At 68.0% G+C, this 23,439-nt stretch carries 21 protein-coding genes; 9 read left to right on the top strand and 12 right to left on the bottom strand.

What is annotated here, in order from left to right:
- The first annotated feature begins 70 nt into the window (after positions 1 to 70).
- The gene (locus tag GO488_RS11295) at positions 71 to 1,018 is read left to right on the top strand and encodes a PspA/IM30 family protein (RefSeq protein WP_162317927.1); all 948 of its coding nucleotides are present in this window, start codon (positions 71 to 73) and stop codon (positions 1,016 to 1,018) included.
- A gap of 27 nt (positions 1,019 to 1,045) precedes the next feature.
- On the opposite strand, the gene GO488_RS11300 is transcribed toward GO488_RS11295, so the two are convergent.
- From GO488_RS11300 to GO488_RS11315, 4 genes are all read right to left on the bottom strand, one after another.
- Entirely contained in the window at positions 1,046 to 2,962 is a 1,917-nt protein-coding gene (locus GO488_RS11300) for an SLC13 family permease (protein WP_162317928.1), read from the bottom strand.
- A gap of 69 nt (positions 2,963 to 3,031) precedes the next feature.
- The gene (locus tag GO488_RS11305) at positions 3,032 to 4,078 is read right to left on the bottom strand and encodes a DUF7972 family membrane protein (protein ID WP_162317929.1); all 1,047 of its coding nucleotides are present in this window, start codon (positions 4,076 to 4,078) and stop codon (positions 3,032 to 3,034) included.
- Between the two features lie 80 nt (positions 4,079 to 4,158).
- Positions 4,159 to 6,087, bottom strand: a complete 1,929-nt coding sequence (gene thrS, locus GO488_RS11310) for a threonine--tRNA ligase (protein ID WP_162317930.1) — start codon at positions 6,085 to 6,087, stop codon at positions 4,159 to 4,161.
- Between the two features lie 62 nt (positions 6,088 to 6,149).
- The gene (locus GO488_RS11315; protein WP_162317931.1) at positions 6,150 to 6,710 is read right to left on the bottom strand and encodes an HTH domain-containing protein; all 561 of its coding nucleotides are present in this window, start codon (positions 6,708 to 6,710) and stop codon (positions 6,150 to 6,152) included.
- A gap of 176 nt (positions 6,711 to 6,886) precedes the next feature.
- Between GO488_RS11315 and GO488_RS11320 the strand changes: the two genes are divergently transcribed.
- From GO488_RS11320 to GO488_RS11335, 4 genes are all read left to right on the top strand, one after another.
- The gene (locus GO488_RS11320) at positions 6,887 to 7,318 is read left to right on the top strand and encodes a universal stress protein (protein ID WP_162317932.1); all 432 of its coding nucleotides are present in this window, start codon (positions 6,887 to 6,889) and stop codon (positions 7,316 to 7,318) included.
- Positions 7,319 to 7,403: 85 nt separating this feature from the next.
- Positions 7,404 to 7,916 (top strand): gamma carbonic anhydrase family protein, encoded by a 513-nt coding sequence (locus tag GO488_RS11325; protein WP_162317933.1) that lies wholly within the window; start codon positions 7,404 to 7,406, stop codon positions 7,914 to 7,916.
- 257 nt (positions 7,917 to 8,173) lie between these two features.
- The gene (locus GO488_RS11330) at positions 8,174 to 10,063 is read left to right on the top strand and encodes a glutamate-cysteine ligase family protein (RefSeq protein ID WP_162317934.1); all 1,890 of its coding nucleotides are present in this window, start codon (positions 8,174 to 8,176) and stop codon (positions 10,061 to 10,063) included.
- Between the two features lie 108 nt (positions 10,064 to 10,171).
- Positions 10,172 to 10,645, top strand: a complete 474-nt coding sequence (locus GO488_RS11335) for a redoxin domain-containing protein (protein WP_162317935.1) — start codon at positions 10,172 to 10,174, stop codon at positions 10,643 to 10,645.
- Between the two features lie 28 nt (positions 10,646 to 10,673).
- On the opposite strand, the gene GO488_RS19685 is transcribed toward GO488_RS11335, so the two are convergent.
- The 5 genes from GO488_RS19685 to GO488_RS11355 form a co-directional block, all read right to left on the bottom strand.
- A complete protein-coding gene (locus GO488_RS19685; protein WP_164509643.1) occupies positions 10,674 to 10,835 on the bottom strand; it encodes a hypothetical protein in 162 nt (53 codons plus the stop codon).
- Positions 10,836 to 10,915: 80 nt separating this feature from the next.
- Positions 10,916 to 11,965 (bottom strand): dipeptide epimerase, encoded by a 1,050-nt coding sequence (locus GO488_RS11340; RefSeq protein ID WP_162317936.1) that lies wholly within the window; start codon positions 11,963 to 11,965, stop codon positions 10,916 to 10,918.
- Positions 11,962 to 12,972 (bottom strand): N-acetyltransferase DgcN family protein, encoded by a 1,011-nt coding sequence (locus GO488_RS11345; protein ID WP_162317937.1) that lies wholly within the window; start codon positions 12,970 to 12,972, stop codon positions 11,962 to 11,964. Before GO488_RS11345 ends, GO488_RS11340 begins: the two co-directional genes overlap by 4 nt.
- A gap of 51 nt (positions 12,973 to 13,023) precedes the next feature.
- Positions 13,024 to 13,728 carry a hypothetical protein gene (locus GO488_RS11350; protein WP_162317938.1) on the bottom strand — a complete coding sequence of 235 codons (705 nt, stop codon included), beginning with the start codon at positions 13,726 to 13,728 and terminating at the stop codon, positions 13,024 to 13,026.
- Positions 13,729 to 14,309: 581 nt separating this feature from the next.
- The gene (locus tag GO488_RS11355) at positions 14,310 to 16,130 is read right to left on the bottom strand and encodes an ATP-binding protein (RefSeq protein ID WP_162317939.1); all 1,821 of its coding nucleotides are present in this window, start codon (positions 16,128 to 16,130) and stop codon (positions 14,310 to 14,312) included.
- 288 nt (positions 16,131 to 16,418) lie between these two features.
- Here GO488_RS11355 and GO488_RS11360 point away from each other — a divergent pair, with 288 nt between their 5' ends.
- A complete protein-coding gene (locus tag GO488_RS11360) occupies positions 16,419 to 17,210 on the top strand; it encodes an endonuclease/exonuclease/phosphatase family protein (RefSeq protein ID WP_162317940.1) in 792 nt (263 codons plus the stop codon).
- 114 nt (positions 17,211 to 17,324) lie between these two features.
- On the top strand, positions 17,325 to 17,669 hold the full coding sequence (locus tag GO488_RS11365; RefSeq protein ID WP_162317941.1) for a DUF7113 family protein: 345 nt from the start codon (positions 17,325 to 17,327) through the stop codon (positions 17,667 to 17,669).
- 2 nt (positions 17,670 to 17,671) lie between these two features.
- On the opposite strand, the gene GO488_RS11370 is transcribed toward GO488_RS11365, so the two are convergent.
- Positions 17,672 to 18,922: a DNA double-strand break repair nuclease NurA gene (locus GO488_RS11370; RefSeq protein ID WP_162317942.1), complete on the bottom strand. Its 1,251-nt coding sequence runs from the start codon at positions 18,920 to 18,922 to the stop codon at positions 17,672 to 17,674.
- A 131-nt stretch (positions 18,923 to 19,053) separates the two neighbouring features.
- Between GO488_RS11370 and GO488_RS11375 the strand changes: the two genes are divergently transcribed.
- The gene (locus tag GO488_RS11375; protein ID WP_241692933.1) at positions 19,054 to 19,968 is read left to right on the top strand and encodes a calcium/sodium antiporter; all 915 of its coding nucleotides are present in this window, start codon (positions 19,054 to 19,056) and stop codon (positions 19,966 to 19,968) included.
- Here the strand turns inward: GO488_RS11375 and GO488_RS11380 are convergent, their stop codons facing one another.
- On the bottom strand, positions 19,969 to 20,361 hold the full coding sequence (locus GO488_RS11380; RefSeq protein WP_162317944.1) for a DUF7522 family protein: 393 nt from the start codon (positions 20,359 to 20,361) through the stop codon (positions 19,969 to 19,971).
- Positions 20,362 to 20,516: 155 nt separating this feature from the next.
- Between GO488_RS11380 and gpmI the strand changes: the two genes are divergently transcribed.
- The gene (gene gpmI / locus GO488_RS11385; RefSeq protein ID WP_162317945.1) at positions 20,517 to 22,082 is read left to right on the top strand and encodes a 2,3-bisphosphoglycerate-independent phosphoglycerate mutase; all 1,566 of its coding nucleotides are present in this window, start codon (positions 20,517 to 20,519) and stop codon (positions 22,080 to 22,082) included.
- On the opposite strand, the gene GO488_RS11390 is transcribed toward gpmI, so the two are convergent.
- On the bottom strand, positions 22,083 to 23,375 hold the full coding sequence (locus tag GO488_RS11390) for a cysteine--tRNA ligase (RefSeq protein WP_162317946.1): 1,293 nt from the start codon (positions 23,373 to 23,375) through the stop codon (positions 22,083 to 22,085).
- Positions 23,376 to 23,439: the final 64 nt, after the last annotated feature.

The raw sequence follows: 23,439 nt of genomic DNA on the forward strand, positions 1-23,439 counted from the left end.
GTCGCCGTTCGGGTCGGCGGCGTTCCCGGCTATGGAAGAAATTTAAGTCAGGAGCAATGAACTCAGAGGTATGGGAATCCTCTCGCGCGCCTCGTACGTCATCCGCTCGAAGGTGAACGCGGCACTCAACCGCTCTGAAGACCCCACCGAGACGCTCGATTACAGCTACGAGCAGTTGCGAAACGAGTTGCAGGACGTCAAGCAGGGGATCGCGGACCTGACGACCCAGAAGAAGCGACTGGAGATCCAGAAGCGCCGCCTCGAAGAGAACGTCGAGAAGCACAACGACCAGGCGCGGCAGGCGGTCGAGCAGGACCGAGAGGACCTCGCGCGGCAGGCCTTAGAGAAGAAGAAGCAGAAGATGTCCCAGATCGAGGAACTGGAGACGCAGGTCTCGCAGCTCCAGACCCAGCAGGACCAACTCGTCGAGCAGAAGGACGAGCTCCAGCGCCAGATCGAGCAGTTCCGCACGAAGAAGGAGACGATGAAGGCCCGCCACGAGGCGGCGAAGGCCTCGACCAGGGTCAACGAGGCGATGACGGGGGCCGGCGACGAGATGGAGGACATCAACCGCGCTATCGAACGCGCCGAGGAACAGACCGAGGACATGGAGGCGCGCGCGCAGGCGATGGACGAACTCCGCGAGGACGGCGTGTTAGAGGATCAGATCTCCGACAAGAGCTCGCTGGAGAAGGAGCTCGACGAGATGCAGCAGGGTAGCGAGGTAGATGCCGAACTCGACACGCTGAAACGGGAGATGGGAAAGGCCGACGACGACTCGACCGAGAGCGCCGGGACCGAGACGGCGGAAGTCGAGACGGAGACGACCGAGTCAGCGCCGGCCGAGACAGGAAGCGCCGACGCGGAGACGGCGAACGCGGAACCGGCCGACGCCGAGGCGGAACTGGAACGGGAACTCGCCGAGGACAGCGGGTCGGCGGACGTGGAGACGCCCGACGTCGACGACAGCGAAGTCGAATCGGAGCTCGAAGAGCTCAAAGACGACGAGAAGAACTGAGCGGGACCGGCGGTCGATTCTGCGGCGCTACAGCGGCCAGACGATACTCACGGCGACCGTGGTGACGACACAGAGGAGCAACTGCAGCGGCGCGCCGACGCGGACGTAGTCGGTGAAGCGGTAGCCGCCGGGACCGTACACCATCAGGTTCGTCTGATAGCCGACGGGAGTGAGGAAGGCGGTGGCGACGGCGAAGGTAACCACCAGCAGGAACGGGAATCCCGCGACGCCGATCTCCGTCGCCGTGGCGACGGCGATGGGAGCCATCAGCACGATCGTCGCCACGGGCGTGATGACGCTCGCGACGACGGCGCTCAGGAGGTAAAAGAGCGCCAGCAACATCAACGGCGGGAGGACGACGGCGGCCCCGGAGAGCAGGTCGCCGACGAACGCCGCGCCGCCGGTCGCCTGCATCGCCGTCCCGAGGGGCAGGAGTCCGGCCAGTAGGAAGATCACGTTCCAACTCACCGCGTCGTAGGCCCGGGACGCGCCGAGCGACCCGCTTGCGACCATCGTCACGACGCCGCCCAGCGCGGCGATGTAGATGGGGACGAGGTCGAGCGCCGCCAGCGCGACGACGGCGACGAGGATGCCGACGGGGACCAGCGTCCGGGCGTCGAGCGACGGCGGGGCCTCGTCGTCGTGGATGACGTCGAAGAGTTCGGGCGGCCCCTCGGTGAGCACGAGGTAGCCCTCCTCCTCCAGGTGGCCGATCTCGTCGACCGGCGTCTGGAGGAGGAGCGTATCGCCTGCCGACAGTTCGACGGTCGCGAGCCCCTCGCGGATGACGGTGTCGCCGCGGCGGATCGCCAGCACGGTCACGTCGAACCGGGAGCGAAGCCCCGCGTCGGCGAGGTTCCGCCCGCGGAGCCGGGACTCGTTGCTGATGACGGCTTCGGCCAGCACGCCGGGATGCCCGCTCTCGGCCAGCAGTTCCTCGGTCACGGACTCGCGGGAGAGCTGTCGCAGGCCGTAGGTCTCGCCGAACCGGTTGACGGCCTGCGTGCTCCCCCGCACCGTCAGCACGTCGCCGGGTTCGAGCGGCCTGTCCGTCGCCGTGGCGAAGAAGGACTCGCCGTTGTGGTCGATCTGGAGTACGTCCACGTCGATGGGCTCCTCGACTGCGGGCAGTTCGAGCGTCGCGTCGGTGTCCGCGGGCGGCGTCGCTTCGGTCGCTTCCGCAGTCACCGCGTCGCCGTCGTCCAGGGCGTCAGCGACCGTCTTCCCGACCAGCGGCGAGGACTCGCGGACAACCAACTGCGCGAGGTGGCGGTCCATGTCGAACTCCTCGGTGAAGTCGGCGGCCGGGTGGACGCGTTCGGGAACGAGCGCTCGACCGACGGTGAGTAAGTAGGCGACGCCGACCAGCAGGACGACGATCCCGACGGGCGTCAGCGTGAACATCGAGAACGACTCTCCTAGGAGGTCCCGGGAGATGTCGCTGGCGAGGAGGTTCGTCGCCGTCCCGATGAGCGTCAGCGTCCCGCCGAGCATCGCCGCGTAGGAGAGCGGCAAGAGGAGTTTCGACGGCGAGATCCCGTAGCGCTCGGAGAGGCCGGTCACCAGCGGGATGAAGACGGCGACGACGGGCGTGTTGTTGACGAACCCGGCGCTGATACCCGTCGTGCCGACGATCGCCGCGAGCAGTCGGCGTTCGTCGCCGCCGGTCAGCGTCGCCAACCTACCGCCGAGCCAATCCACCACGCCCGCGTCCTCGACGCCCGCGCTGAGTATGTACATGGCGACGATGGTGACGACGGCGGGGCTGGCGAACCCCGCGATGGCGTCGCGGGCCGGCACGCCGGTGTAGGGTTCGAGGACGGCCAGCGAGACGAGGACGCCGATCGCGGTCATGTCCGGCGGGAGCCACTCGGTGACGAACAGCGTCAGGGCGACGGCGACGAGTCCGAACACGACGAGCGCCCCCGTCGAGAGCGGGGCCATACCGCGACGAAACGGTCGAGTCGGTGATAAATACCGGTGACGGCTCGGTATTTCGTCCTTCGCAGTCCCTCAATCCCAATTGACGTCGACCGACCGCTCCGTCTCCCGGAGGATGAACGGGCCGATCGAGAGCGTCCGTTTGGTGATGGTGACGATGCGGAGGATATACGCGAGCAGCACCGTGAAGGGGAACAGCGAGATGGTGGTGGTTATCGCGACGAGCAGCAGCGAGTTGGCGACGCCGTAGGTCGTCCCCGAGAAGTCCTGCGGGTCCAGCAGAATCAGCGACCCGATCGCCACCGCGAGGGCCGGGACGGCGATGTACAGCAGCGCCCGCGAGAGGTTCGCGAGCTCCCACTGGAAGTAGAGCGTCTTGAAGTGCTCGCGGGCGGGGCCGAACAGTTTGAGCGTCTCGATGAGGTCGTCGAGCTTCTCGACCGCCTCCTCGGGGAGGCTCTCGCCGTACTCCTCGCGGATGCGCCGCCCCGCGTACAGTTTCCACGAGTAGTTGTAGTTCAGGGCGGCCTCGACGACGTCGAACTCCCCGAAGGTCCGCCCCTCCAGTTGGTCCGTGACCTCGTCGGCGTTGCCGACGACGGAGTCGAGATACGCGGAGAGCAGTTCCAGCAGGTCGTCGTCCAGCCCGTCGTCCTCGTCGACGGTCTCTTGGATCGACTGGGCGCGCTCTTTGGTGGCCCGCACCAGCGAGCGCAGAAACGCCGACGGTTCGGCGGGACTGACCGACGCGCCGACGCTGTCGGCCACGTCGTCGCGGAACTGCATCGAGCCCTCCATCCGCTCGCGCTGGTCGCCGACCGCGCCGAGCTCCTGTGAGAGGATGAGCTGGCTCAGCGTCAACACCAGCGTCACGCCGGTGATGGTGCCGGTGATGAGCGCCTGATACAGCGTCTCGGCGGGGTCGCCTCGGGTCAACAGCGTGTGGGGCGGCGTCGGGTGAGCGATCCCGGCGGCGAGGAGAAACAGGAACAGGGTCGCGGAGAAGAGCCCGGCGATGATCCACCGGTCGACGTCGAGTAACAGCCACAGCATCCGCGAGCTCTCCGACACCCGTTCGCGCATGGTGTCGCTCGGTTGGTGCCGGTCGGAGTCGCTCATGTCCCGAGCCTCGCTCTCCGCACGTAAAAGCGCACGTTTGTACCGCTCGAAAAGACGGTGTCGGCGCGGTCGTATCCGACTCAGCGGCCGGCGAGGAACGTGACCGCGGTCCGCTGCTGTTCGACTTCGGTCTCTAAGTGGTCGCGGAACTCGCCGAGTTCGATGTCCTTCTCCTCGCGCTCTTTCCGGTCCCGCACGGAGATGGTGCCGGCGTCCTCCTCGTTATCGCCGATGATGAGCATGTAGGGGACCCGGTCGTCGTGGGCCTGCTGGATCTTCCGGCCGACGGTCCACGAGCGGTCCTCGATCTCGACGCGGAACTCGCCCAGTTCGTCCCGTAACTCCTCGCAGTAGGGGATGTTGTCGTCGGAGACCGGCAGGACGCGGACCTGCTCGGGGGCGAGCCACGGCGGGAACTTCCCGTTGTAGTGTTCGGTCAACACCATGAAGAAGCGCTCGTAGGAGCCGTACAGCGCGCGGTGGATCATCACCGGGCGGTGCTCCTCGTTGTCCTCGCCGGTGTACGAAAGGTCGAAGCGCTCGGGCATGTTGAAGTCCAACTGGACCGTCGGGCCGTCCCAGTGACGTCCCAGCGCGTCCTCGAAGGCGAAGTCGATCTTCGGGCCGTAGAAGGCCCCGTCGCCGTCCTCGACGACGTAGTCGATGTCCTGCTCGTCGAGGACCGATTCGAGTTGGGACTCGGCCTTCTCCCAGATCTCGTCGCTGCCGACCGATTTCTCGGGCCGGGTGGCGAACTGCACCGTGTAATCGAGGTTGAACGTCTCCAAGGTGTCGAGGATGATGTCGACGGTGGCGAGCACCTCCGCCTCGATCTGGTCGGGCCGGACGAAGAGGTGGCCGTCGTCGATGGTGAACGCCCACGTCCGCGAGAGGCCCGACAGCTCGCCGCGCTGTTCCTTGCGGTAGACCTTCCCGTCCTCGAAGTAGCGAACGGGGAGGTCGCGATAGGACCAGTTCTTCTGTTCGAAGATGGTCGCGTGGCCCGGACAGTTCATCGGCTTCAGGCCGTACTCCTCGTCGTTCACGTCGAGGAGGAACATGTCGTCGACGTAGTTCTCGTAGTGGCCCGACTTCTTCCACAGTTCGGTGCGGAAGACGTGGGGCGTCTCGACCTCGTCGTAGCCGGCCTCGCGGTTGAGTTCGGCGGCGTACTCGGAGAGCTCGTTGAGGACCTTCTTCCCGTTGGGCTCGTACAGCGGCAGGCCCGGTCCGGTGGTGTCGTCGATGGAGAACAGGTCCATCTCCTGGCCGATCTTCCGGTGGTCCCGTTCCTGCGCCTTCCGGCGGTTCTCGAGGAACTCGTCGAGTTCGTCCTGCGTGGGGAAGGCGGTGCCGTAGACGCGGGTCAGCGTGTCGTTCTCCTCCTCGCCGCGCCAGAACGCCGCCGAGATCTCCAGCAGGGCGAAGCCGCCGATCTCGCCGGTCGACTCGACGTGGGGCCCCTGACAGAGGTCGTAGAACTCCGCTTGCTCGTAGAAGGAGACCGGGTCCTCGCCGGCGGCCTCGGTCTCTAAGATGTCCTGTTTGAACGGGTTGTCCTCGTAGCGCTCGAAGGCCTCTTCGCGGTCGAGGAGGACGCGCTCGATGTCGTAATCTTCCTCGATGATCTGCTGGGCTTCGACCTCGATGGTTTCGAGGTCGTCCTCGTCCAGGTCGACGTCGGTGACGTCGTAGTAGAAGCCGTCGTCGGTCCACGGTCCGATGGTGAGCGTCGCCTCGGGGAACTCCCGCTGGAGCGCCTGCGCGAAGACGTGGGCGGCCGAGTGGCGAAGCACGTCGAGGTACTCGTCGCTGCTCGGCGTGACGATCTCGAGTGTCACGTCCGTCTCGATCGGCGCGTGCTTGTCGACCAGTTCGCCGTCAACGACGCCGGCAACGGTGTCCGCACCGAGTCCCGGTCCGATTTCGTAGGCGACGTCCTCGACCGTGCTACCGGCGTCCATCTCCAGGGTGGACCCGTCCGGCAGCGTGACCGTGACCGTACTCATATCCGTGATACGACAGCGGCCGGGGATAAGTGTATTGAGACGCGGGCGGGCGGGCGGACGGGTCACTCGGGGGCGAGCGGCTCTCGGTCCGCCTCGGCGAGCAGCGGCGAGTCGTCGTCGGTCCGTGGCTTCTCGGCGGCGACCCGATCGACCGGTTTGAACCGCGTGTGATTTTCGGCTTCGAGCGAAGCGAGCCGGTCGCCGACGGTCAGTACGCCGTCCTCGTCGGCGTGGGGCGTGACGCACGTGAGCGCGTCGCCGCGGAACTCGGCCAGCAGTGCGGTGGGGAAGCGGATGGCGCGATAGCGGTCGTCGGTGAGCCGGTTGTCGACCTGTCGAACCTCGAAGGCCGGCGCGAGCGAGCAGTCGTTCACCGCGGCCCACTCTCGGAAGAGTTCGACGCGTTCGAGCGCGAACTGCCCGACGTCGGTCGTCGTCGCCTCCCGCGTAGCTGGGGCCTGTCTGCCCCAGACGTGGACGCTCCGGTCGCTGGCGCGGCCGGACTCGACCAGCGCCGAGACGCGCTTTTCGAGTTCCTCCTGTCGCTGGTGGTAGCCGTCCGGGAGCAGCGACCGAACGTACAGTTCCATCCGCCGCCCGACTGGTAGGTCGCTCCCTTGCATGGTTATTCCATGTATTGAGAGCCAGCGACATAAGTATACTAGTTGACAGAATATGGCGGAAATACTACTTCGTTGAACAGTGGTAACTCCGCTCGTCGGGGGACGCGGTCCGCTCCGCGAAGCGTGTGGTGTGCCAACGGGACTACTATGTACTATCGGGACGCATCTGTCGCCAGATGTACGACAGCGTACTGGTCGCGACGGACGGCAGTTCGGGAACGACGGAGACGCTCGCCCACGCCACCGCCATCGCCCGGGACAACGACGCGGTGTTGCACGGTCTCTACGTCGTCGACAAGCGCCTCTATCTGGCGGCCGAGAAAGACACCCAAGAGGACGTTCGCCAGTCCCTCGAAGAGGAGGGAGAGGTCGCGCTCGACGACATCACCGTCGGCGGCGAGGAGGCGGGCGTGGAGACCGTCACCGAGATGGAAGTCGGCATCCCGCACAAGGTCATCACGGAGTACGCGGATCGAGAGGGGATCGACCTCGTCGTGATGGGCACGCACGGACGCACTGGCCGGGACCGGGTCGCCAGTCTCGGCAGCGTCACCGACCGCGTCCTCGAGAGTTCGTCCGTGCCGGTGCTGGTCGTCCACATCGAGTGACGCGCTTCCGCGGCGCGGACGCGACGGTTCGATCGACCGCTCGACTGACCGGTATCTTTTCGGGTGCCCGAGACGCTGTACCGATATGGACAGTCGCGAGTACGCGTTCGAGGGGGCGTCGCCGGACATCCACGGATACGCGCACGTCAGCCGCGAAGCGACGGTCGTCGGCGACGTGACAGTCGGTCCGAACGCCAACGTCTGGCCGGGGTGTGTCCTCCGGGGCGACGTCGCGCCGGTCGAGGTCGGCCGGGAGTCGGCGATCGGCGACGGCGCGATCTTACACGCCTCGACGGTCGGCGAGAAGGTGATGGTCGGCCACGGAGCCGTCCTCAACGACGCCGAAGTGCGCGACGGCGCGCTCGTCGGCTTCAACTCCACCGTCAGCGACGCCGTCATCGGAAAAGGCTCCATCGTGGCGATGGGAACGGTCGTCCCGCCGGGCTACGAGGTGCCCGCCGAGTCGTTCGTCCGCGGGAGCCCCGCACAGGTGACGCCGCTCTCGGAGACGACCATCAATCCCGACGAGGTGTTCGAGGCGTTCTCCTCGGGCGATTACGCGAACCTCGCCGCGAGACACGAGGATCTGTTCGAGTAGCGAGGGGCCGAACGTAGTGAGGGCCCTCGGCGGAACGGGGAGGAACGACCCGTGGAGCAATAGCGAGGGTCTGACCGAAGGGAAGACCCTCGCAAGCGATGCGGTGACCAACGGGAACCGCAGAGCACCAGCGAGGGGCGCGAGCAACGCGAGCGGCCCTCGAAGCGCAGCGGCAAGCGAAGTGAGCCGCGGAGCCGCACGCACACGGTATCAGCGACGAGTCAGGTATAAGGGGAACAACCGACACAGTTCAGGGCATGGACGACATCGTCGACCTGGTACACCGGTCGCTGGCCGACGCGACGGACGCCGAGTTCACCGACCGGGTCGACGCGCAGGCCGCGCGACTCCGCGAGGCCATCGAGAGCGGCGAGTTCGACAACGACGCCTTCTCGGTCGGTCTCGAAGTGGAACTGTACGCCATCGACAGCGTGCCCGAATCGCCGAGCGAGAGCGACGAGGCGGGGGACGAGGACGCCAAGGGCGCGGCGGCCGAAGCCGACCTCGACGCCGACCTCTCGGGCGGCGGTGGCGGCGCGTGGGACGGGTCGCTCGAAGCACCCGCAGAATCGGAGTCCGGCGGTGGGGCGTCGCTCGAGCCCGAGAACGGGGAATCGCCGGAACCGGACGCCGACGGCGATCAGTTCGGACCCGGCGAGGGGCCGTCGTTGGACGTGGACCCCGACAGCCCGCTGGCACCGGACGAGTCCGAGTCGGCGGATACGGAACCGGAACCGACGGTCGAGGCGGCGGCCGACGACGCGGACGACGAGCCGTACATGGACCCCGAGGAGTGGCAGGGGCGGCTCACCCGCCTGCCGGAGGTCGTCTTCGACGGCGAGGCCAACAAGGAACTCGGCCTCCACAACGCCGAGGTCAACACCGACCCCAACGCCTTCGACGAGACGGGGATGGCCGTCCAGACCACCTCCGTCGAGATGCACACGAAACAGGCCCGCCAGCAGGCGAGCACGCACGACTGCGAACTCGTCCTCGACGCGATGTGGACGATCCCGCCCGAGGAGGGCAGCGAGGCGTACCTCTCGGACCACGAGACGCGCGACGGCGTCGTGCTGGCCGACAACATGCGGCAGGCCCCCCGCTACGTCGCGCTGGATAACGAGGCCGTGGCCCACGCCGACGGCGAGATCCCGTTCTCGGTGCCGGGGTACGACGGCGCGTTCCCGACCATCCTCTTCGAATCGCTCGCGACCTCTATCCAGCCGCACCTCCAGATTCCCGACGCCGAGGCGTTTCCCGCGTACTACAACGCCGCCATTCGCACGCTCGGGCCGCTGCTGGCGCTGTCGGTGAACTCGCCGTTCCTCCCCGCCGACATGTACGGCGACGACGTCGACGGCGAGTGGCTCTGTGCGAACACGCACCACGAGTTACGCATCGCGGCCTTCGAGCAGTCGGTCAACACCAGCGAGAACCCGAAGGTCCGCGTCCCGAGGGACATCGACGCGGTGACTGACGTGGTGGACCGAGTGGTGGCCGACGACCTGTTCGCGCCGTTCCTGCGGGAGTGGCTCGAAGACGGCGAGCGCGAGCGCTTCGAGGAGGAGTTCTGGGAGTTCGACCACAAGCGCGGGACCTACTGGCGCTGGCTCCGCTGTGTCGTCGGCGGGACGCCGGTCGACGGCGCGAGCAGTGAGCGGTCGCTGCGCATCGAGTACCGCCCGCTCCCGACCCAGCCGCACGTCAAGGACATCATCGGGATGCAGGCGCTGACCGCCGGGCTCATTCGCGGACTCGTGGTCACGGACCATCCGCTCGCGGAACTCCCGTGGGCGGAGGCCTCACGCAGTTTCTACGACGCCGCACGGCACGGCCTCGACGCTGACCTCGCGTGGGTCACCGGTCACGGCGAGCACACGACCGACCGCGAGGTCGTCTTCGACGAGGTGTTCCGCCTCGCTCGGCGCGGACTGGACGAGCAGGGCGTCCCCGAGAGCCAGAGAGACGAGTACCTCGGTCCCATCGAGCGCCGGTACGAAGCCGGCGGGACGCCGAGCTCGTGGAAGATCGACCGCGTCCGGGAGTATCTCGACGACGGGATGGCGCTCGGCGACGCAATCCCGGAGATGCAGCGGGACTACTTCGAGGCGAGCAGAGCGCACCACGAGTTCGCCGAGTGGCTCTGAGGCCGTCCGCGAGTCACGGCCGTTCGCGGGCGTGACAACCCGACCGAGAAGCGGTCATCGGCACCGACGTACGACCTTTTATTCGGCTCAAACCGCTACCCACGGGTGATGGTATCCACAGGCGATTCCGCACCCGACATCTCGGCGACGGTAGCGAACGGAGAGGTAGAGGAGTTCGAACTCTCGGACCGCCTCGGCGACGGGCCGGTCGTCCTCGCGTTCTTCCCCGGCGCGTTCACGCCGCCGTGTTCGAACGAGATGGTCGCGCTGCAGGACCACCTCGGCGACTTCGAGGACGCCGGCGCGACGCTCCTCGGCGTCAGCGCCGACTCCGCGTTCTCGCAGAACGCCTTCCGCGAGGAGGAGGGCCTCGAGTTCGACCTCGTCAGCGACATGGACCGCGACGCCATCGAGGACTACGGCGTCCGGATCGACATCGAGGACCTCGGACTCCTCGGCGTCGCCAACCGCTCGGTGTTCGTCGTGGACGACGACGGCGAAGTCACCTACGACTGGGTCGCCGACGACCCGACCAACGAGCCCGACTACGACGAACTGCTCGACGCCGCCGAGAGCGCCTGAGTCGGGAAAAAGAGCCGCCGTCGGTTTTTCACTCCGCGTCCAGCCAGTCCTCGAACTCGTAGAAGCAGACCGAACAGAGCGACCCTTCGAGCGTCGCGACGTCTTCGTCCGCGTGCTCGGCCATGTACCGCTGATGGCGGGCCTCTTCGGAGTCTAATTCCGTCCCGCACTTATCACAGTATTCTGCCATACGTCGGCGTTCTCGACGAAGCCTCCTAAACCTGAAGCAACCGGTCGTATTGAACGGTTCCGCCAGGAGATTCGTCGGGGTCAGTCGGGACCGTCGAACGCGGGGTTCGGCTGGACGCCGGTTCCCGACTCGACCGCTCGGAGGTCGAAGCGGTCACCGTCGAGCGGGACGCCCTCGTAGGGGTCCGCATCGAGGAGGAGCGCGCCGTCCAGGTCGGCGTAGTCGAACAGCGGCGCGAGGTGGACGGCGGCGGCGATGGCGGCGTTCGACTCGACCATACAGCCGAGCATCGTCGAAAGGCGATGGGCGTCGGCGGCGTGGACGAGTCGCTTCGCGGCCCGCACGCCGCCGCACTTGACGAGCTTCGCGTTGACGACGTTACAGGCGTCGGCGACGCGCGGCACGTCAGTCGGGGTGACGCAGGACTCGTCGGCACAGACCGGAATCGCCGTCGAGTCGGTGACTCGCGCCAGTCCGTCGAGGTCCTCGGCGGCGACCGGCTGTTCGAGCATCGTCACGCCGGCGTCCTCCAGCCACCCGGCGGCGGCGACGGCCGTCTCGGCGTCCCACGCCGCGTTGGCGTCGACCCTGATTTCGGCGTCGGGCGCGGCTTCGCGCACCGCCTCGAAGCGCGTCCGGTCGTCGTCGGTGCCGAGTTTCACTTTCAGGTGCGAGAAGCCCGCCTCGACGGCCGCCTCGGCCTTCTCGGCCATCCGATCGGGCGCGTCGATACCGACGGTGTACGTCGTCGGCGGCATCCGGTCGGGGTCTAACCCCCACTGACGGTACAGCGGCGTGTCGAGACGGCGAGCGGCGAGGTCCGCGAGAGCGATGGAGACGGCGCTCCGCGCGGCGGGTTCGTCCGACCACTGCTCGCGGAGCCGTCGCTCGATCCGCTGGCCGGCGTGGGGGTCGCCGACTCGCTCGACGACGGCGAGCATCTCGGGGAGCGACTCGGCGACGCTCGCGGCCGTCTCGTCGTAGTACGCCGAGGGGGTAACGCCGCCGTATCCGGTGGTGCCTTCGTAGGTCAGTTCGACGGCGACTGCGGCGCTGGCCTCGCTGGTTCCCCGGGCGATGCCGAACGGCGTCGAGAGCGGCAGATCGTATCGCTCGACGGTCCAGTTCATAGGATCGCGTCGAGAACCTCGTCGGGGACGCCGTGGCGAACCGGGTCCGTCGCCGGCGCGCCGAGGGCGTCGGCGTACTCCGCGACCGCCTCGTCGGCCGCGTCGTCGTCCAGTTTGCTCGTGTTCAGGGTGCCCGCGACGACCGACGCGTCCGAGATGGGCGCGGCCAGTCGCTCGTAGATGTCGACGTACTCGGGGAGCGGCGGGATGGCGAAGGACTCGTAGCCGTGGATGGCCTCTAACCCGGCCTCGTGGCACATCACCAGCGCGTCCGGCGCGGAGCCGTGGAGGATGCTCGTCGTCACGCCGGAGTACGCCGGATGCGCGAGCGCGCCCTGCCCCTCGACGATCAGGAGGTCCTGGTCCTCGGGCGTCTGGACGAGGCGCTCGACGGCTCCGGCCGCGTAGTCGGCGATGACGCGGTCGACGACGATGCCCCACCCGGTGATGGCGACGCCGGTCTGGCCGGTCGGGACGACCTCGGCCGACAGCCCGCGTTCGCGCGCGGCGTCGCGCAGCTCGAAGGAGGCGGTCATCTTCCCCGTCGAGCAGTCGGTCCCGACGGTGGTGACGACGGTGGCGTCGACCTCGCCCGCCGTCCCCTCGGCGACGGTCAGGTCCTCGGGCGGCTTGCGGAGGTCCCGTAGCTCGCCGCCGTGGTCGGCCGCGAGGCGGGCGAACTCCTCGTCGTCTTCGAGGAAGTCGTGCAGTCCCGAGAGGACGTCACAGCCGCGTTCGAGCGCCGCGCGCACGTCGGCGCGCCACGACTCGTCGAACTCGCCGCCGATGGGAGAGATGCCGACGACCAGCGCGTCCACCTCGGGCACCTCGTCCATCGAGGCGACGATCGGGGCGTCCTGTACGTCCGGGAGGTGGTCGCTGACCCGCTGGCCCGCGTACTCTCTATCCACGACGGCGCGAACCTCGTGGTCACCGTAGCGGAGCAACCCGACGGCCGTCTTGGCCCGGTCGGGGAACGATTCGTGCGTGAGAACGGCGACGTGCATGGAAGAACTGTCGCGGCCGCCCCGCCTAAAGGTATTGTCAGAAGCCTCGCCCTACTGGTCCATCACGGACAGAATCCGAAGCACCCACTGGAGGACGTGGACGAACACGCCCATGACGGCGACGTAGATGCCGATGGCGTTGCGGAAGTCGCTGGCGTAGCGGTTCTCGCGGACGGCCCAGATCTCGTAGGTCAGGTCCACGACGAACCCGAGGAAGAAGAGGAGGCTGGCGACCACCAGCAGGAGCGGGTTGAGGAACACGCCCGCCGCGCCGACGACCAGTCCGAGGATGAAACAGCCGAAGGCGTAGCGCTGCCACCCCGAGAAGTCGTGGTTCGTCTTGAAGACGACGGCGGCGATGACGGCGGTGATGAGACCGGTGACGACGGTGGCGATGCTGATCGCCGGTACGCGAATCCCACCGCCGCCGTAGATGTAGAGGACGGCCGCCCCGAAGACGGCGTAACCGGCCTGCATCAGCGCGACGCCGACGGCGGACAGCCCCATGCTCCCGCGGTTCAGCCCCTTGTTCGCGATCCAGAACCCGCCTCCGACGGAGACGGCGAAGACGGCGATACCGACGAAGAAACTCGAGAACAGCGCCGCGCCGAGCGGCGCGATCGGCGTGTACGACAGCGCCAGCATCAGGAGGATGTTGACCGCGACCAGCGCGGACCCCATCCCGATTATCTTGGTGATGCTTCGGTCGACCGTCCCGGTCGCGTTCGCCCGCGACGGTTCGAACGTGCCACTCATGTGGTCGATATCACTCGCTTGCCGCACATGTGTCTTGTCCTCGGCGATTGAGTTACAGGTTCTCACGCGATTTTCGGACGGAATGGCCGGCGAAACGGCCAGAACGCCCCGATAGCAGTTATTAATTCGTGTGCCGCTGACGGAACGATGAAGATCCGAACAGCCGGAAAGCCCCGAGCCGTTCGAGTCGGGGGGCTTGCCGCGCTCCTCGGCCTCCGGCCTGCGGTGCTTGCTGCGCCCGCCTTCCCCGAACGGCTCGCCCCTTTCAGTCCCACCCGTGTCGGCTGGTCGGCTTCCCGAATTGGGGGACTGAGCGGAATCTTCGATTCCGCGAGGATCGGAAGACGCTCCGCGTCTTCCGGGAATGAAAGGGGCCGGACGCTCGATTAGCCCGGACGACGTAAGCACCGTGGTTCGAAAGACGCGTCCCGTCTTTCGTCATCACGAGAGAGCGAAGCTCTCTCGAACGACAACGGAGTGAGGAGCGCAACGAGTCCCGGCAATCGAGCGTTCGGGGGCTTTCTGGCTGTTCACGTTCGATACCCATCGGTCGACACGACCAACGCCGCTGTCTCGGTCACCTAGTCCCGGCCGTGGCGAGTAACGCAGGTCGAGAGACCGATGAGTTCGACGGGTTCGGAGTTGTCGGGCGAGTAGACGACGCGCTGGCCCTTCTCCATGTAGGGGACCTTCGACTCCAAGTTCTTCGGGATGTTGACGGCGGAGATGGCGTCGTCGTCGCCGAGGTTCAGGACCATCGTCGTGTTGATCTGCTTGAACACGGGGTCGGCGATGTCCTGCGGGTCCTGCGTGATGAGGTAGAGACCGAGTCGCTCCTTGCGGCCCTGTTTGGCGGCCTCGGTGAACTTCCCGATGACCTTCCCGGCCTGGACGCTGTCGGCGTCGGTGAGGAAGTTGTGGGCCTCGTCCATACCGAGGACGAGCGGCGTCTCCTTGATGCGGTCGTAGCGCGGGTCGTTCGAGAGCTTCTGGTCGATGAGCAGACTGGAGACCGCGAGGACGACGGTCGAGGCGGTGCGGGAGTCCGTGATGTGGTAGGTGGGGATGACCGTCAGGCCGCCCGCCCGCACCAGTTGCGAGACCTGGTCGGTGATGGGCACGGCGTCCTGGTCGAAGACGGCTCCGAACCCGCGCACGCGGCGCTTGACCGCGTCGAAGGTGGCCTCGTGGACGTCGCCGGCCTCGTGGAGTTCCTCTTTCAGCGCCGGGTCGTCGAGGAACGAGAGGAACTGGTCGTAGGTGGCCTCCCGCCCGTACTGGCGCTTGAACCGCGGGAGGAACGTGTTGACCAGCGCGCCGTACTGGTTGTCGTTCAGACTCGACCCGGCGATGAGCCACGGGTTCTGATGGACCAGCGAGAACGGGATCGTGAACTCGACCTGCTCGGCGCGGTGGTGGCTGACGTTGTAGTCGGTGCCGGCGACCTTCGGGACGAACGCGATGGTGTCGTCGTAGCCGCCGCAGGCGACGCCCTCGCGCTCGCAGCGCCGGGCGAACTCGTCGGTCATGTCCGGGTTGTCGTCGTGCATCTGGGCGTACTCGTCCTGCGGGTCGAACTGGACGACGGCGAGCTCCGGCGAGCGCCCGTCGCTCATCTCGTAGGTGCGCCCGAGATACTGCCGGAGGACGTTCTTCGAACTGTGGGTCTTCCCCGACCCGGTTCCCCCCGCCACGAGCGTGTGTCGGAAGACCAGCGGGTCGCCCTCGCTGTAGTCGTCTTTCAGGCGGTAGTCGATGGTCGGCGGTTCGGCGCTCGTCTGGACCTTCTCGCCGCCGACCGAGAGATGGCCCAGAAAGACGCCGTCTTCCGGAATCTTCAGCCCGGTCTTGATCTCCGATTTGTCGGTGGCCTCGCGGACGACGGTCTCGGGCTTCGGCACGCGGTCGGTCATCCGCCGCTTCAGTTCGCCGTCGTCGCTATACAGTACGGCCACGGGCTCCAGTTCCGCGATGAACTTGAAGTCCTGTTCGTCGATTCCCTCCTGGCGCATCGCGCGCCGGGCGTGGATCTCCGTGGCGTCGTCGGCCCGGAACTCCTGTGCGTACTCCAGCGAACAGATGCGACAGAAGAGACGCTCTCCGTCGGGATAGGGGACGAGGAGGTACTTTCCGATGCGGACCGCCGAGCGGTTCTGTGCCGTGACGTAGGCCCGGAGGACGCACTCGTCGTCCCGTTCGCTGATGCGCAGGCCGTTGGCCGCCGAGAGGACGCCCAATCCGGAGTCGGTGCCGGCGGGTTCGACGTCGAGCGATTCGAAGTCGTCGGCGGCGCTGCCGCCGGTAGTCTCGTCGGTTCGGACGGGCGGCGTCTCCTCGTCGGCGTCGCCGGTGTCGGCGGCGTCGCCGTCATCGAAATCCGTGAAGTCCCCCAGATCGGACATATCAGCCTCCACGGTAGCCTCCGGTTAACACCTTTCCCCCGCGCGGCGGCCGTGGCGACGCTTCGGACGGCCCGGCGAACGCGGATTCAGGACAGCGCGGCGGCCCGAAACGGTGTTTCGCCTCTTTCGAGTCGCTCTCGAAGCTTCGCCCGGTTCCGGTCGAGACGACCGGCCGATCAGTCGATACGGTGAGACCGAGCGCAGCGGTCGCCGGTGCCGTGATCGCCGCGGCTGAGACGACCGTCGGCGGAAGCGAACCCTTACCCGGGTGGCCGGCAGAGCGAGTGTATGGATCCGGTGCGGGTGATGTCGTTCAACGTCCGATACGACACCGCCGAAGACGGGCTGGACAACTGGACGCATCGGCGGCGACTCGTCGCCGGAACCGTCCGCTATCACGGCCCCGACGTGGTCGGCGTACAGGAGGCACAGAGCCATCAGATGCGGGAGCTGGAGTCCCTCCTCGACGGCTACGAGTGGGTCGGCGACCCCCGCGATACGGTCGAAGCGGGCGGGGAACACACCGCCATCGGCTATCGCGCCGACCGCTTCGACTGCGAGGACACCGCCACGTTCTGGCTCTCTGAGACGCCCGAGACGGCCGGGAGCGTCGGCTGGGACGCGAAATATCCCCGCGTGGCGACGTGGGCGCGGCTTCGGGACCGGACGACCGGCGAGACGCTCCTCGCGGTGAACACGCACCTCGACCACGAGAGCGAACGCGCCCGACAGAGCGGTATCGACCTCGTGCTGTCCCGCATCGACGACCTCGCCGCCGAGGACCCCGTCGTCCTCAGCGGCGACTTCAACTGCGTCGTCGGCGACCCGGCCCATCGGCGGGCCGACGGTCACGAGCTCCGCGACGGCCGACTGCTTCGGGACGCCCGCGACCTGACCGCACACCGCCACGGGCCGACCACGACCCGGACCGACTTTCGCAATCTCCTCCCCGACATGGGCATCGATCACGTCTTCGTCAGCGAGGAGATCGGCGTCGAGAGTTGGGCGGCCGTCGCCGACCGCGACGACGACCACTACGCCTCGGACCACCTGCCCGTCGTCGTCGACTGCACGTTCTGAGAGCGAGCGCCCGGCGTCGGAAGCCGTGTGTAGTGTGGTAGCTCGCCTCACGAACCGCGCGACCAAGAGCCTTTCGAAGGGAGGTTTTTGCCGTCAGGATTCCTATAGAGAGTTATGTTGCTCGTTCGCGGAACTGCGGGGGGGACCGGACTGACCGGAACGCTGTACGAACCGGGGGAAGACCCGCCGTCGTTCAAGGGCGCGCCGGACGAGGGGTCGCCGTACGTCTGGGTCTGTGACGCCTTCTACGAGGTCGAGAGCGGCGGTCAGGCCCAGACGATCGGCGACCGGGAGCTCCGGGTCGCCTTCGAGTCGCCGATGCCCCGCGGGTTCGAGACGCGCGAGGCGGCCATCGAGGCGGCGAAGGAACACGTCCGCACCCAGTTCGCCCGCCTCGGCGTCGAGGCGGCCGACGTCGAGGTGACGGTGTTACAGCAGGCCGAAGAGGCCGAAGCGTAGGGTCAGAACGCCTCGTCGACGGCTCCCCAGCGGGTGTCGTCGAAGTCCTTCTCCCGGCCGGTGTCGAACTCCCGCTCGATGCGTCGGGTGAGCTCCTCGCTCCCCTGCCGGTCGATGCTCGCGAGCTCGTCGGCCTTCGAGATCGCCAGCGGCGGGCCGCGCTCGGCAGCCACGTCGTGGAGTATCTGGCGCGTGAGCCGGTCCCGTCGCTCCGCGTCTCTCGTGAAGGCGTAGGGCGCTTCGACGCGGAAGACGAGATCCGTTCGCGGGTCGTACAGCGAGAAGAAGGTGACCTCGTAGGCCTCCGGATCGAGCGAGCGCTCGATGCCCAGCGCGTCCCCGTCGGCGGCCATCACGCCGTCGGTGCCGCCGCGCGAGCGGAACCAGTTGGTGAACGTCAGGTGGTCGGTCCGCAACTCGCCGTCGTCGTCGCGGCGCTCCAGTATCCGGCGGAAGAAGGCGGTGTCGTTGACCCACGGCGCGTTGGTCTTCCCCCTGACCGCACGGGTCAGCCCCTTCGACGCGGAGTTCTTGATGAAGCCCACGAGTGGGATGTCCCGCTCGACGAAGCGCTCGACGAGCTCGAGGTAGTTGCCCACGACGGCCTTCGGGCGGTCGTCCTCCGCCAGCAGGTCCGCGAGTTCCGTATCCCGTTCGGCCCAGCGGAGCAGTCCAGTCGGGTAGAGCGGTCCGTCGAGGATGAACAGATCGTCGACCACCTCCGCGTTGGTCAGCGCGTGCTCGCTCTCGGCGAGGTACAGCGCCAGCGCGTGGACGACCCGCTGTTCGTAGCGGTCGACCTTCGGCGCGTCGAGCACGCGCCGCTTCGCGTAGCCGCGGTCGTCGAGCGTCCAGTCGCCGCCGACGTCGAGGGTCACGTCGTTGGAGTGGACCGCCATGAGTATCGTCCGGCCGCGGTGGAGTTCCACGTCGGAGGGAACTGCGCTCATCGCGGCCTGTGCCACGTCGAGGACGAGCCCGTTCTTGAACGTCGTCGGGTTGATCGTCCCCGAGTCCAGCCCGTGCTGGGTCGGAAAGGGCGGGTCTTCGAGCGCCACGTCCGCGATGGGAACCTTCCGTCGGCGCTGTTCGTCCATCGGGGCGAGTATCTCGCGGCCGTCCTGATACAGCGGGTCCAGAAAGTTCGCCCACACCTCCTCGGCGGCGGCCCCCTGGTCACTCGTCTCGACGGTCTCGCGCACCCGCCCGGCGAGGCGGGCGATGCCGTCGACGTGTACCGGGTCCAGCGTCATGCCTGTGGGTTCGCCGGGGCCGGCATAACTCTGGTGGGCCGAGGGCCAGAGATAAGGGCCCAGTGTCGGTATCGGGACTCGTGTCACCTGCCTCTCGACGCCGGCTCACCCGCGGGCGGTGAACCGCCGTGGTGCTCTTCGACGTCCTGTTCGTCGGCGTCGCCGTCGTCGCGCTCTGGTTCGGGGCCGAGCAGTTCGTCACCGGGGCGAGTCGCCTCGCCCGGTGGCTGGGCGTCCCCGGCGTCGTCGTCGGCCTCACGGTCGTCGCGTTCGGAACCTCCGCGCCCGAGTTCGCCGTCACCATCGACGCGGCGCTGGCCGGCCAGTCGGACATCTCGGTGGCGAACGTCGTCGGCTCGAACGTCCTCAATCTCGGGTTCATCCTCGGCGGCGTCGCGCTGGCGCGAGCGCTGACCACCTCGCTGGTATTCGTCCGGCGAGACGCGCTACTGATGGTCGGATCGACGGCGCTCCTCCTGGCGCTCGTCCTCGACGGGCGGCTCGCCGCGGTCGAGGGAGCGGCGCTGTTCGGCTGTCTCGTGGCCTACCTCGCGTGGCTCGCCCGGAACGCGAGCGACGACGGCGTCGCCGCCGCGCCCGAGGCCGCCGGGCCGCTGGACGCGCTCCGACTGCTCGGCGGACTGGCGCTCGTGGTCGGCGGCGGGCATCTGCTCGTCGCCGCGGCCGTCGACATCGCCCGAACAGTGGGGATCTCCGAGTGGGCCATCGGTATTACCGTGGTCGCCGCCGGCACGTCGCTCCCGGAGTTCGTCACCTCGCTGGCGGCGGCTCGCCGGGGCCGGACCGGCCTCTCGGCGGGCAATATCGTCGGGAGCTGTATCTTCAACGTCCTCGGCGTGCTCGGACTGGCCGCCGTGGTCCGACCGCTGACGGTCGCGCCCGTCGGCGTCGAGGGGACCGCGTGGCTACTGGGCGTGACGGTCCTCGTGACGGTGCTGTTCTACACTGAGACGGTGCTCTCGCGGCTGGAGGGCGGGTTGCTCGTCGCCCTCAACGCGGCCAACTGGGCGCTGAGCCTGACGTAGTCACTCCTTGCCCGACTCCTCGCGGAGGAGGCGCTCGATGGCCTCGGCGATCTCCTCGTAGGAGCTCATCGAGAGGCCGTCGGTGGTGATGAGCACGCCCTGTCGCTCCGTCGTCGCCCGGAGCAGGTAGCCGTTCTCGAAGGCCCGCACCGTGAACTTGTACTCCCCGAGCTCGGACTCCTGATAGGCGTTCTTCGTCTGCTTGTACCCCTGCCACTCGTGGCCGACGAAGTCGTTCAGGTCGGCGTCCTGCTCTAAGTCCTCCCGCAAGTACAGCTGCTCGAAGTTCGCCCGCGTGAAATAGGTCACGGAGCGCAGCGAGTCGCCGGTGGCCGTCCGCGCCGTCGTGACGATGCTGTCGGCCAGATCGTCCGAGAGGATGTTCCGCGTCATGCCCGTAGGGTGACCGCCCACCCTCTTAACCTCCGGGTTCGCGGCTATCGACCGCCGTCCCGGAGCGAGGCGTGTGCGAGCGGTTCGGGTCTCCGCCCGGCCGCGGCCGTTGAGGGACCGAAGGGCTATTACGCCGGTCACGCCACCCCTCCCGTATGCAAGTCGGGCTGATCATCCTCGACGGCTGGGGCCTGAACTCGGATGACGGCGTCCGGGACGCCGTGGCCGCCGCCGAGACGCCGAACTTCGACCGGTACTGGGAGGAAGGTGCACACTCGACGCTGGAGACCCACGGCCGCCGGGTCGGCCTCCCGGAGGGCCAGATGGGTAACTCCGAGGTCGGCCACCTCAACATCGGGAGCGGTCGCGTCGTCAAGCAGGACTCGACGCGCATCAGCGACAGCATCGCCCGCTCGCGCGGGGAGCTGTCCGCCGAGGAGTACGGCGACGCGCAGGACCCGCCCTTCTTCGAGAACGAGACCATCCTCTCGGCGTTCGAATACGCAGAGGAACACGACGGCCGCGTGCACTTCATGGGGCTGGTCTCGGACGGCGGAGTCCACTCCTATCAGGACCACCTCCACGCGCTCATCGAACTGGCGGGCCAGCGCGGGACCGACGCCGTGACCCACGCCTTCACCGACGGCCGGGATACCTCGCCGACCGGCGGCGAGGACTACCTGGCCGAACTGGAGGCGCACGCGAACGAACACGGCACCGGCAACGTCGCCACCGTCACCGGGCGCTACTACGCGATGGACCGCGACCAGAACTGGGACCGGACCCGACGGGCCTACGACGCGCTCGTCGACGGCGAGGGCGACCACTACGCGCCCGACCCCGTCTCGGCGGTCACCGAGTCGTACGCGCGCGATACCACCGACGAGTTCGTCGAGCCGACCGTCGTCGGCGAGTACGAGGGGATGGAGGACGGCGACGCCGCGATCCTCTTCAACTTCCGCGCCGACCGCGCCCGCCAGCTCACGCGGATGCTCGCCGACATCGACCCCGAGGACTGGGGCGGCGACACCTCGCCGCCGGACATCCACCTCGTGACGATGACCCAGTACGACGCGATGTTCGGCGTCCCGATGGCGTTCCCGCCGAACCAGCCCGAGGACGTCCTCGGCGAGGTGCTGGCCGAGGCCGGGAAGACCCAACTCCGCCTGGCCGAGTCCGAGAAGTATCCCCACGTCACCTACTTCCTGAACGGGGGTCGCGAGGTGGAGTTCGACGGCGAGGTCCGGCGCATCATCGAGAGCCCCGACGTGCCGACCTACGACCAGCAGCCCGAGATGAGCGCCCCCGAGGTGACCGACACCGCGATCGAGCTCATCGAGTCGGACGACCCCGACGCGCTCGTGCTCAACTACGCCAACCCCGACATGGTCGGCCACACCGGCGACTTCGAGGCAGCCATCGAGGCCGTCGAGGCCGTCGACGAACAGCTCGGCCGGCTCGTCGATGCGATCCGGGCCGCGGGCGGCCACGTCCTCATCTGCGCCGACCACGGCAACGCCGACGACCTCGGGACCGAAGACGACCCGTACACGGCCCACACCACTAACCCCGTGCCGTTCGTCTACCTCTCGCCCGACGGCACCGCGGGCGGGAAGCAGGCTCGCGACGGCGGCACGCTCGCCGACCTCGCGCCGACGATGCTCGCGCTGATGAGCGTCGACCAGCCAACGGCGATGACGGGCACGTCGCTGGTGGAGTGATTACTCGCGCAGTTCGGCGTTGGCCTTCGCGAGCTCGTAGCGGATCTTCAGCGGGTCGAAGTTCTCCACGAGCGCGTCGCGTTCCCGCTCGATAGCGAGGGCGTCGCCGGGCGGGAACTGCTCGGCGAGAGAGAGCGCCCGGTCGAAGTCCTCGCGGGCCGCGGAGAGCAGGTCGTACGCCGCCTCCTCGTTGTCGGCCTGCCACTCCCAGTCGCCCGCGGCGCGGCGCTCGCGGGCGAGCGTCAGCCGAGCGGTCACGAGGTCGTCGATGACCGCTTCGGTCTCGTCTCGAACCGTCCCCTCGTCGCCGTCGAAGCGCGCGTCCGCGGCGGTGACGAGCCGCGCGACCTCGCGGTAGGCGTCGAGCGCGTCTTCGAGCGCGGCCGCTCGGTCGGCGCTGTCCCGCAGCGAGATCGCTTCGTCGTGGAGGCCCCGCGCGCTTGCGAGCGGTCGGGCGGCGAGAGTCGCTGCGAAGTCGTCGGCCGCCGAGAGACCCTCCTGAGCCGGTCTGTCGTCCACGCCGTGGGCGGTGGCGGCGTCGGTCGCGTCCTGAAACCGGTCGCGGGCCGTCTCGACGCGGTCGCGGCTCGCCTCGAACTCCTCCTCGCCGAGCAGTCGCTCGGCCTCGGAGAGCAACTCCTCGCCCCGGCGGACGTAGCGGTCCCGGACGAGGCGATAGCAATCGGTCTCCAGTCGTTCGGTCCGTTCGACGACGCCGTCGATGGGGACGTCGTCGGCCCCCTCGCGGGCGGTTTCGAGCGCCGCTTCGGCGGCCGACCGCCGCTCGTCGAAGGTCGCCCAGTCCGCCGCGTCGAGGGCGTCGGCCAGCGCCCAGCAGTGCTCGTCGAGTTCGTCGAGCGCCTTCGTCACGTCGCCCCACCCCGCACAGGCGTCGGTGAGGAAGGTCTCGACGTCGTCGACGTCGGCCTCGCGGGCGGTGAACGACCACGTCGCGCCGGCGACGGTCTCGAAGCGGAGGCTAGCGGTCAGCAGCTCCGTTGCGGCGGTGGCGTCGCGCACGTCGGCGTAGGGCAGCGACGCCGCGAAGTCGCCGTCGTGGTCGGCCGGGTCTCCGACCAGAAGGAGGATCCGTCGGTCAGTCAGGCCCGCGACGGCCCCGCAGTCCTCGGCCGGGCGAATCTGCGTGGTCGTCTCGTCGGTCCGTTCGACGCCGACGCGGCGGTTCGTCAAGACGTGAAACAGGCGCTCCTCGCCGCCCAGATACGCCGACAGCGGTCGCTCCGCGAGCAACTCGTCGACCGGCTTCCCACCGCCTGCGTCTCCGGGTACCATCCTGTGTCCGGGCGCGAACCCGGGGTCGTCTGATAGTGAGACCGAGTACCACAAGAAACGTAGG

Source organism: Haloarcula limicola (assembly GCF_010119205.1).
In the GTDB taxonomy this organism is placed as follows: domain Archaea; phylum Halobacteriota; class Halobacteria; order Halobacteriales; family Haloarculaceae; genus Haloarcula; species Haloarcula limicola.

Bases quoted from the DNA above. Each gene is read 5' to 3' on its own strand.
- GO488_RS11365 (WP_162317941.1), top strand. From the start codon at position 17,325: ATGTTGCTCGTTCGCGGAACTGCGGGGGGGACCGGACTGACCGGAACG.
- GO488_RS11300 (WP_162317928.1), bottom strand. From the start codon at position 2,962: ATGGCCCCGCTCTCGACGGGGGCGCTCGTCGTGTTCGGACTCGTCGCC.
- GO488_RS11335 (WP_162317935.1), top strand. From the start codon at position 10,172: ATGGTATCCACAGGCGATTCCGCACCCGACATCTCGGCGACGGTAGCG.
- thrS (WP_162317930.1), bottom strand. From the start codon at position 6,087: ATGAGTACGGTCACGGTCACGCTGCCGGACGGGTCCACCCTGGAGATG.
- GO488_RS11355 (WP_162317939.1), bottom strand. From the start codon at position 16,130: ATGTCCGATCTGGGGGACTTCACGGATTTCGATGACGGCGACGCCGCC.
- gpmI (WP_162317945.1), top strand. From the start codon at position 20,517: ATGCAAGTCGGGCTGATCATCCTCGACGGCTGGGGCCTGAACTCGGAT.
- GO488_RS11315 (WP_162317931.1), bottom strand. From the start codon at position 6,710: ATGCAAGGGAGCGACCTACCAGTCGGGCGGCGGATGGAACTGTACGTT.
- GO488_RS11370 (WP_162317942.1), bottom strand. From the start codon at position 18,922: ATGACGCTGGACCCGGTACACGTCGACGGCATCGCCCGCCTCGCCGGG.
- GO488_RS11320 (WP_162317932.1), top strand. From the start codon at position 6,887: ATGTACGACAGCGTACTGGTCGCGACGGACGGCAGTTCGGGAACGACG.
- GO488_RS11345 (WP_162317937.1), bottom strand. From the start codon at position 12,972: ATGCACGTCGCCGTTCTCACGCACGAATCGTTCCCCGACCGGGCCAAG.
- GO488_RS11390 (WP_162317946.1), bottom strand. From the start codon at position 23,375: ATGGTACCCGGAGACGCAGGCGGTGGGAAGCCGGTCGACGAGTTGCTC.
- GO488_RS11350 (WP_162317938.1), bottom strand. From the start codon at position 13,728: ATGAGTGGCACGTTCGAACCGTCGCGGGCGAACGCGACCGGGACGGTC.
- GO488_RS19685 (WP_164509643.1), bottom strand. From the start codon at position 10,835: ATGGCAGAATACTGTGATAAGTGCGGGACGGAATTAGACTCCGAAGAG.
- GO488_RS11330 (WP_162317934.1), top strand. From the start codon at position 8,174: ATGGACGACATCGTCGACCTGGTACACCGGTCGCTGGCCGACGCGACG.
- GO488_RS11305 (WP_162317929.1), bottom strand. From the start codon at position 4,078: ATGAGCGACTCCGACCGGCACCAACCGAGCGACACCATGCGCGAACGG.
- GO488_RS11380 (WP_162317944.1), bottom strand. From the start codon at position 20,361: ATGACGCGGAACATCCTCTCGGACGATCTGGCCGACAGCATCGTCACG.
- GO488_RS11325 (WP_162317933.1), top strand. From the start codon at position 7,404: ATGGACAGTCGCGAGTACGCGTTCGAGGGGGCGTCGCCGGACATCCAC.
- GO488_RS11360 (WP_162317940.1), top strand. From the start codon at position 16,419: ATGGATCCGGTGCGGGTGATGTCGTTCAACGTCCGATACGACACCGCC.
- GO488_RS11340 (WP_162317936.1), bottom strand. From the start codon at position 11,965: ATGAACTGGACCGTCGAGCGATACGATCTGCCGCTCTCGACGCCGTTC.
- GO488_RS11295 (WP_162317927.1), top strand. From the start codon at position 71: ATGGGAATCCTCTCGCGCGCCTCGTACGTCATCCGCTCGAAGGTGAAC.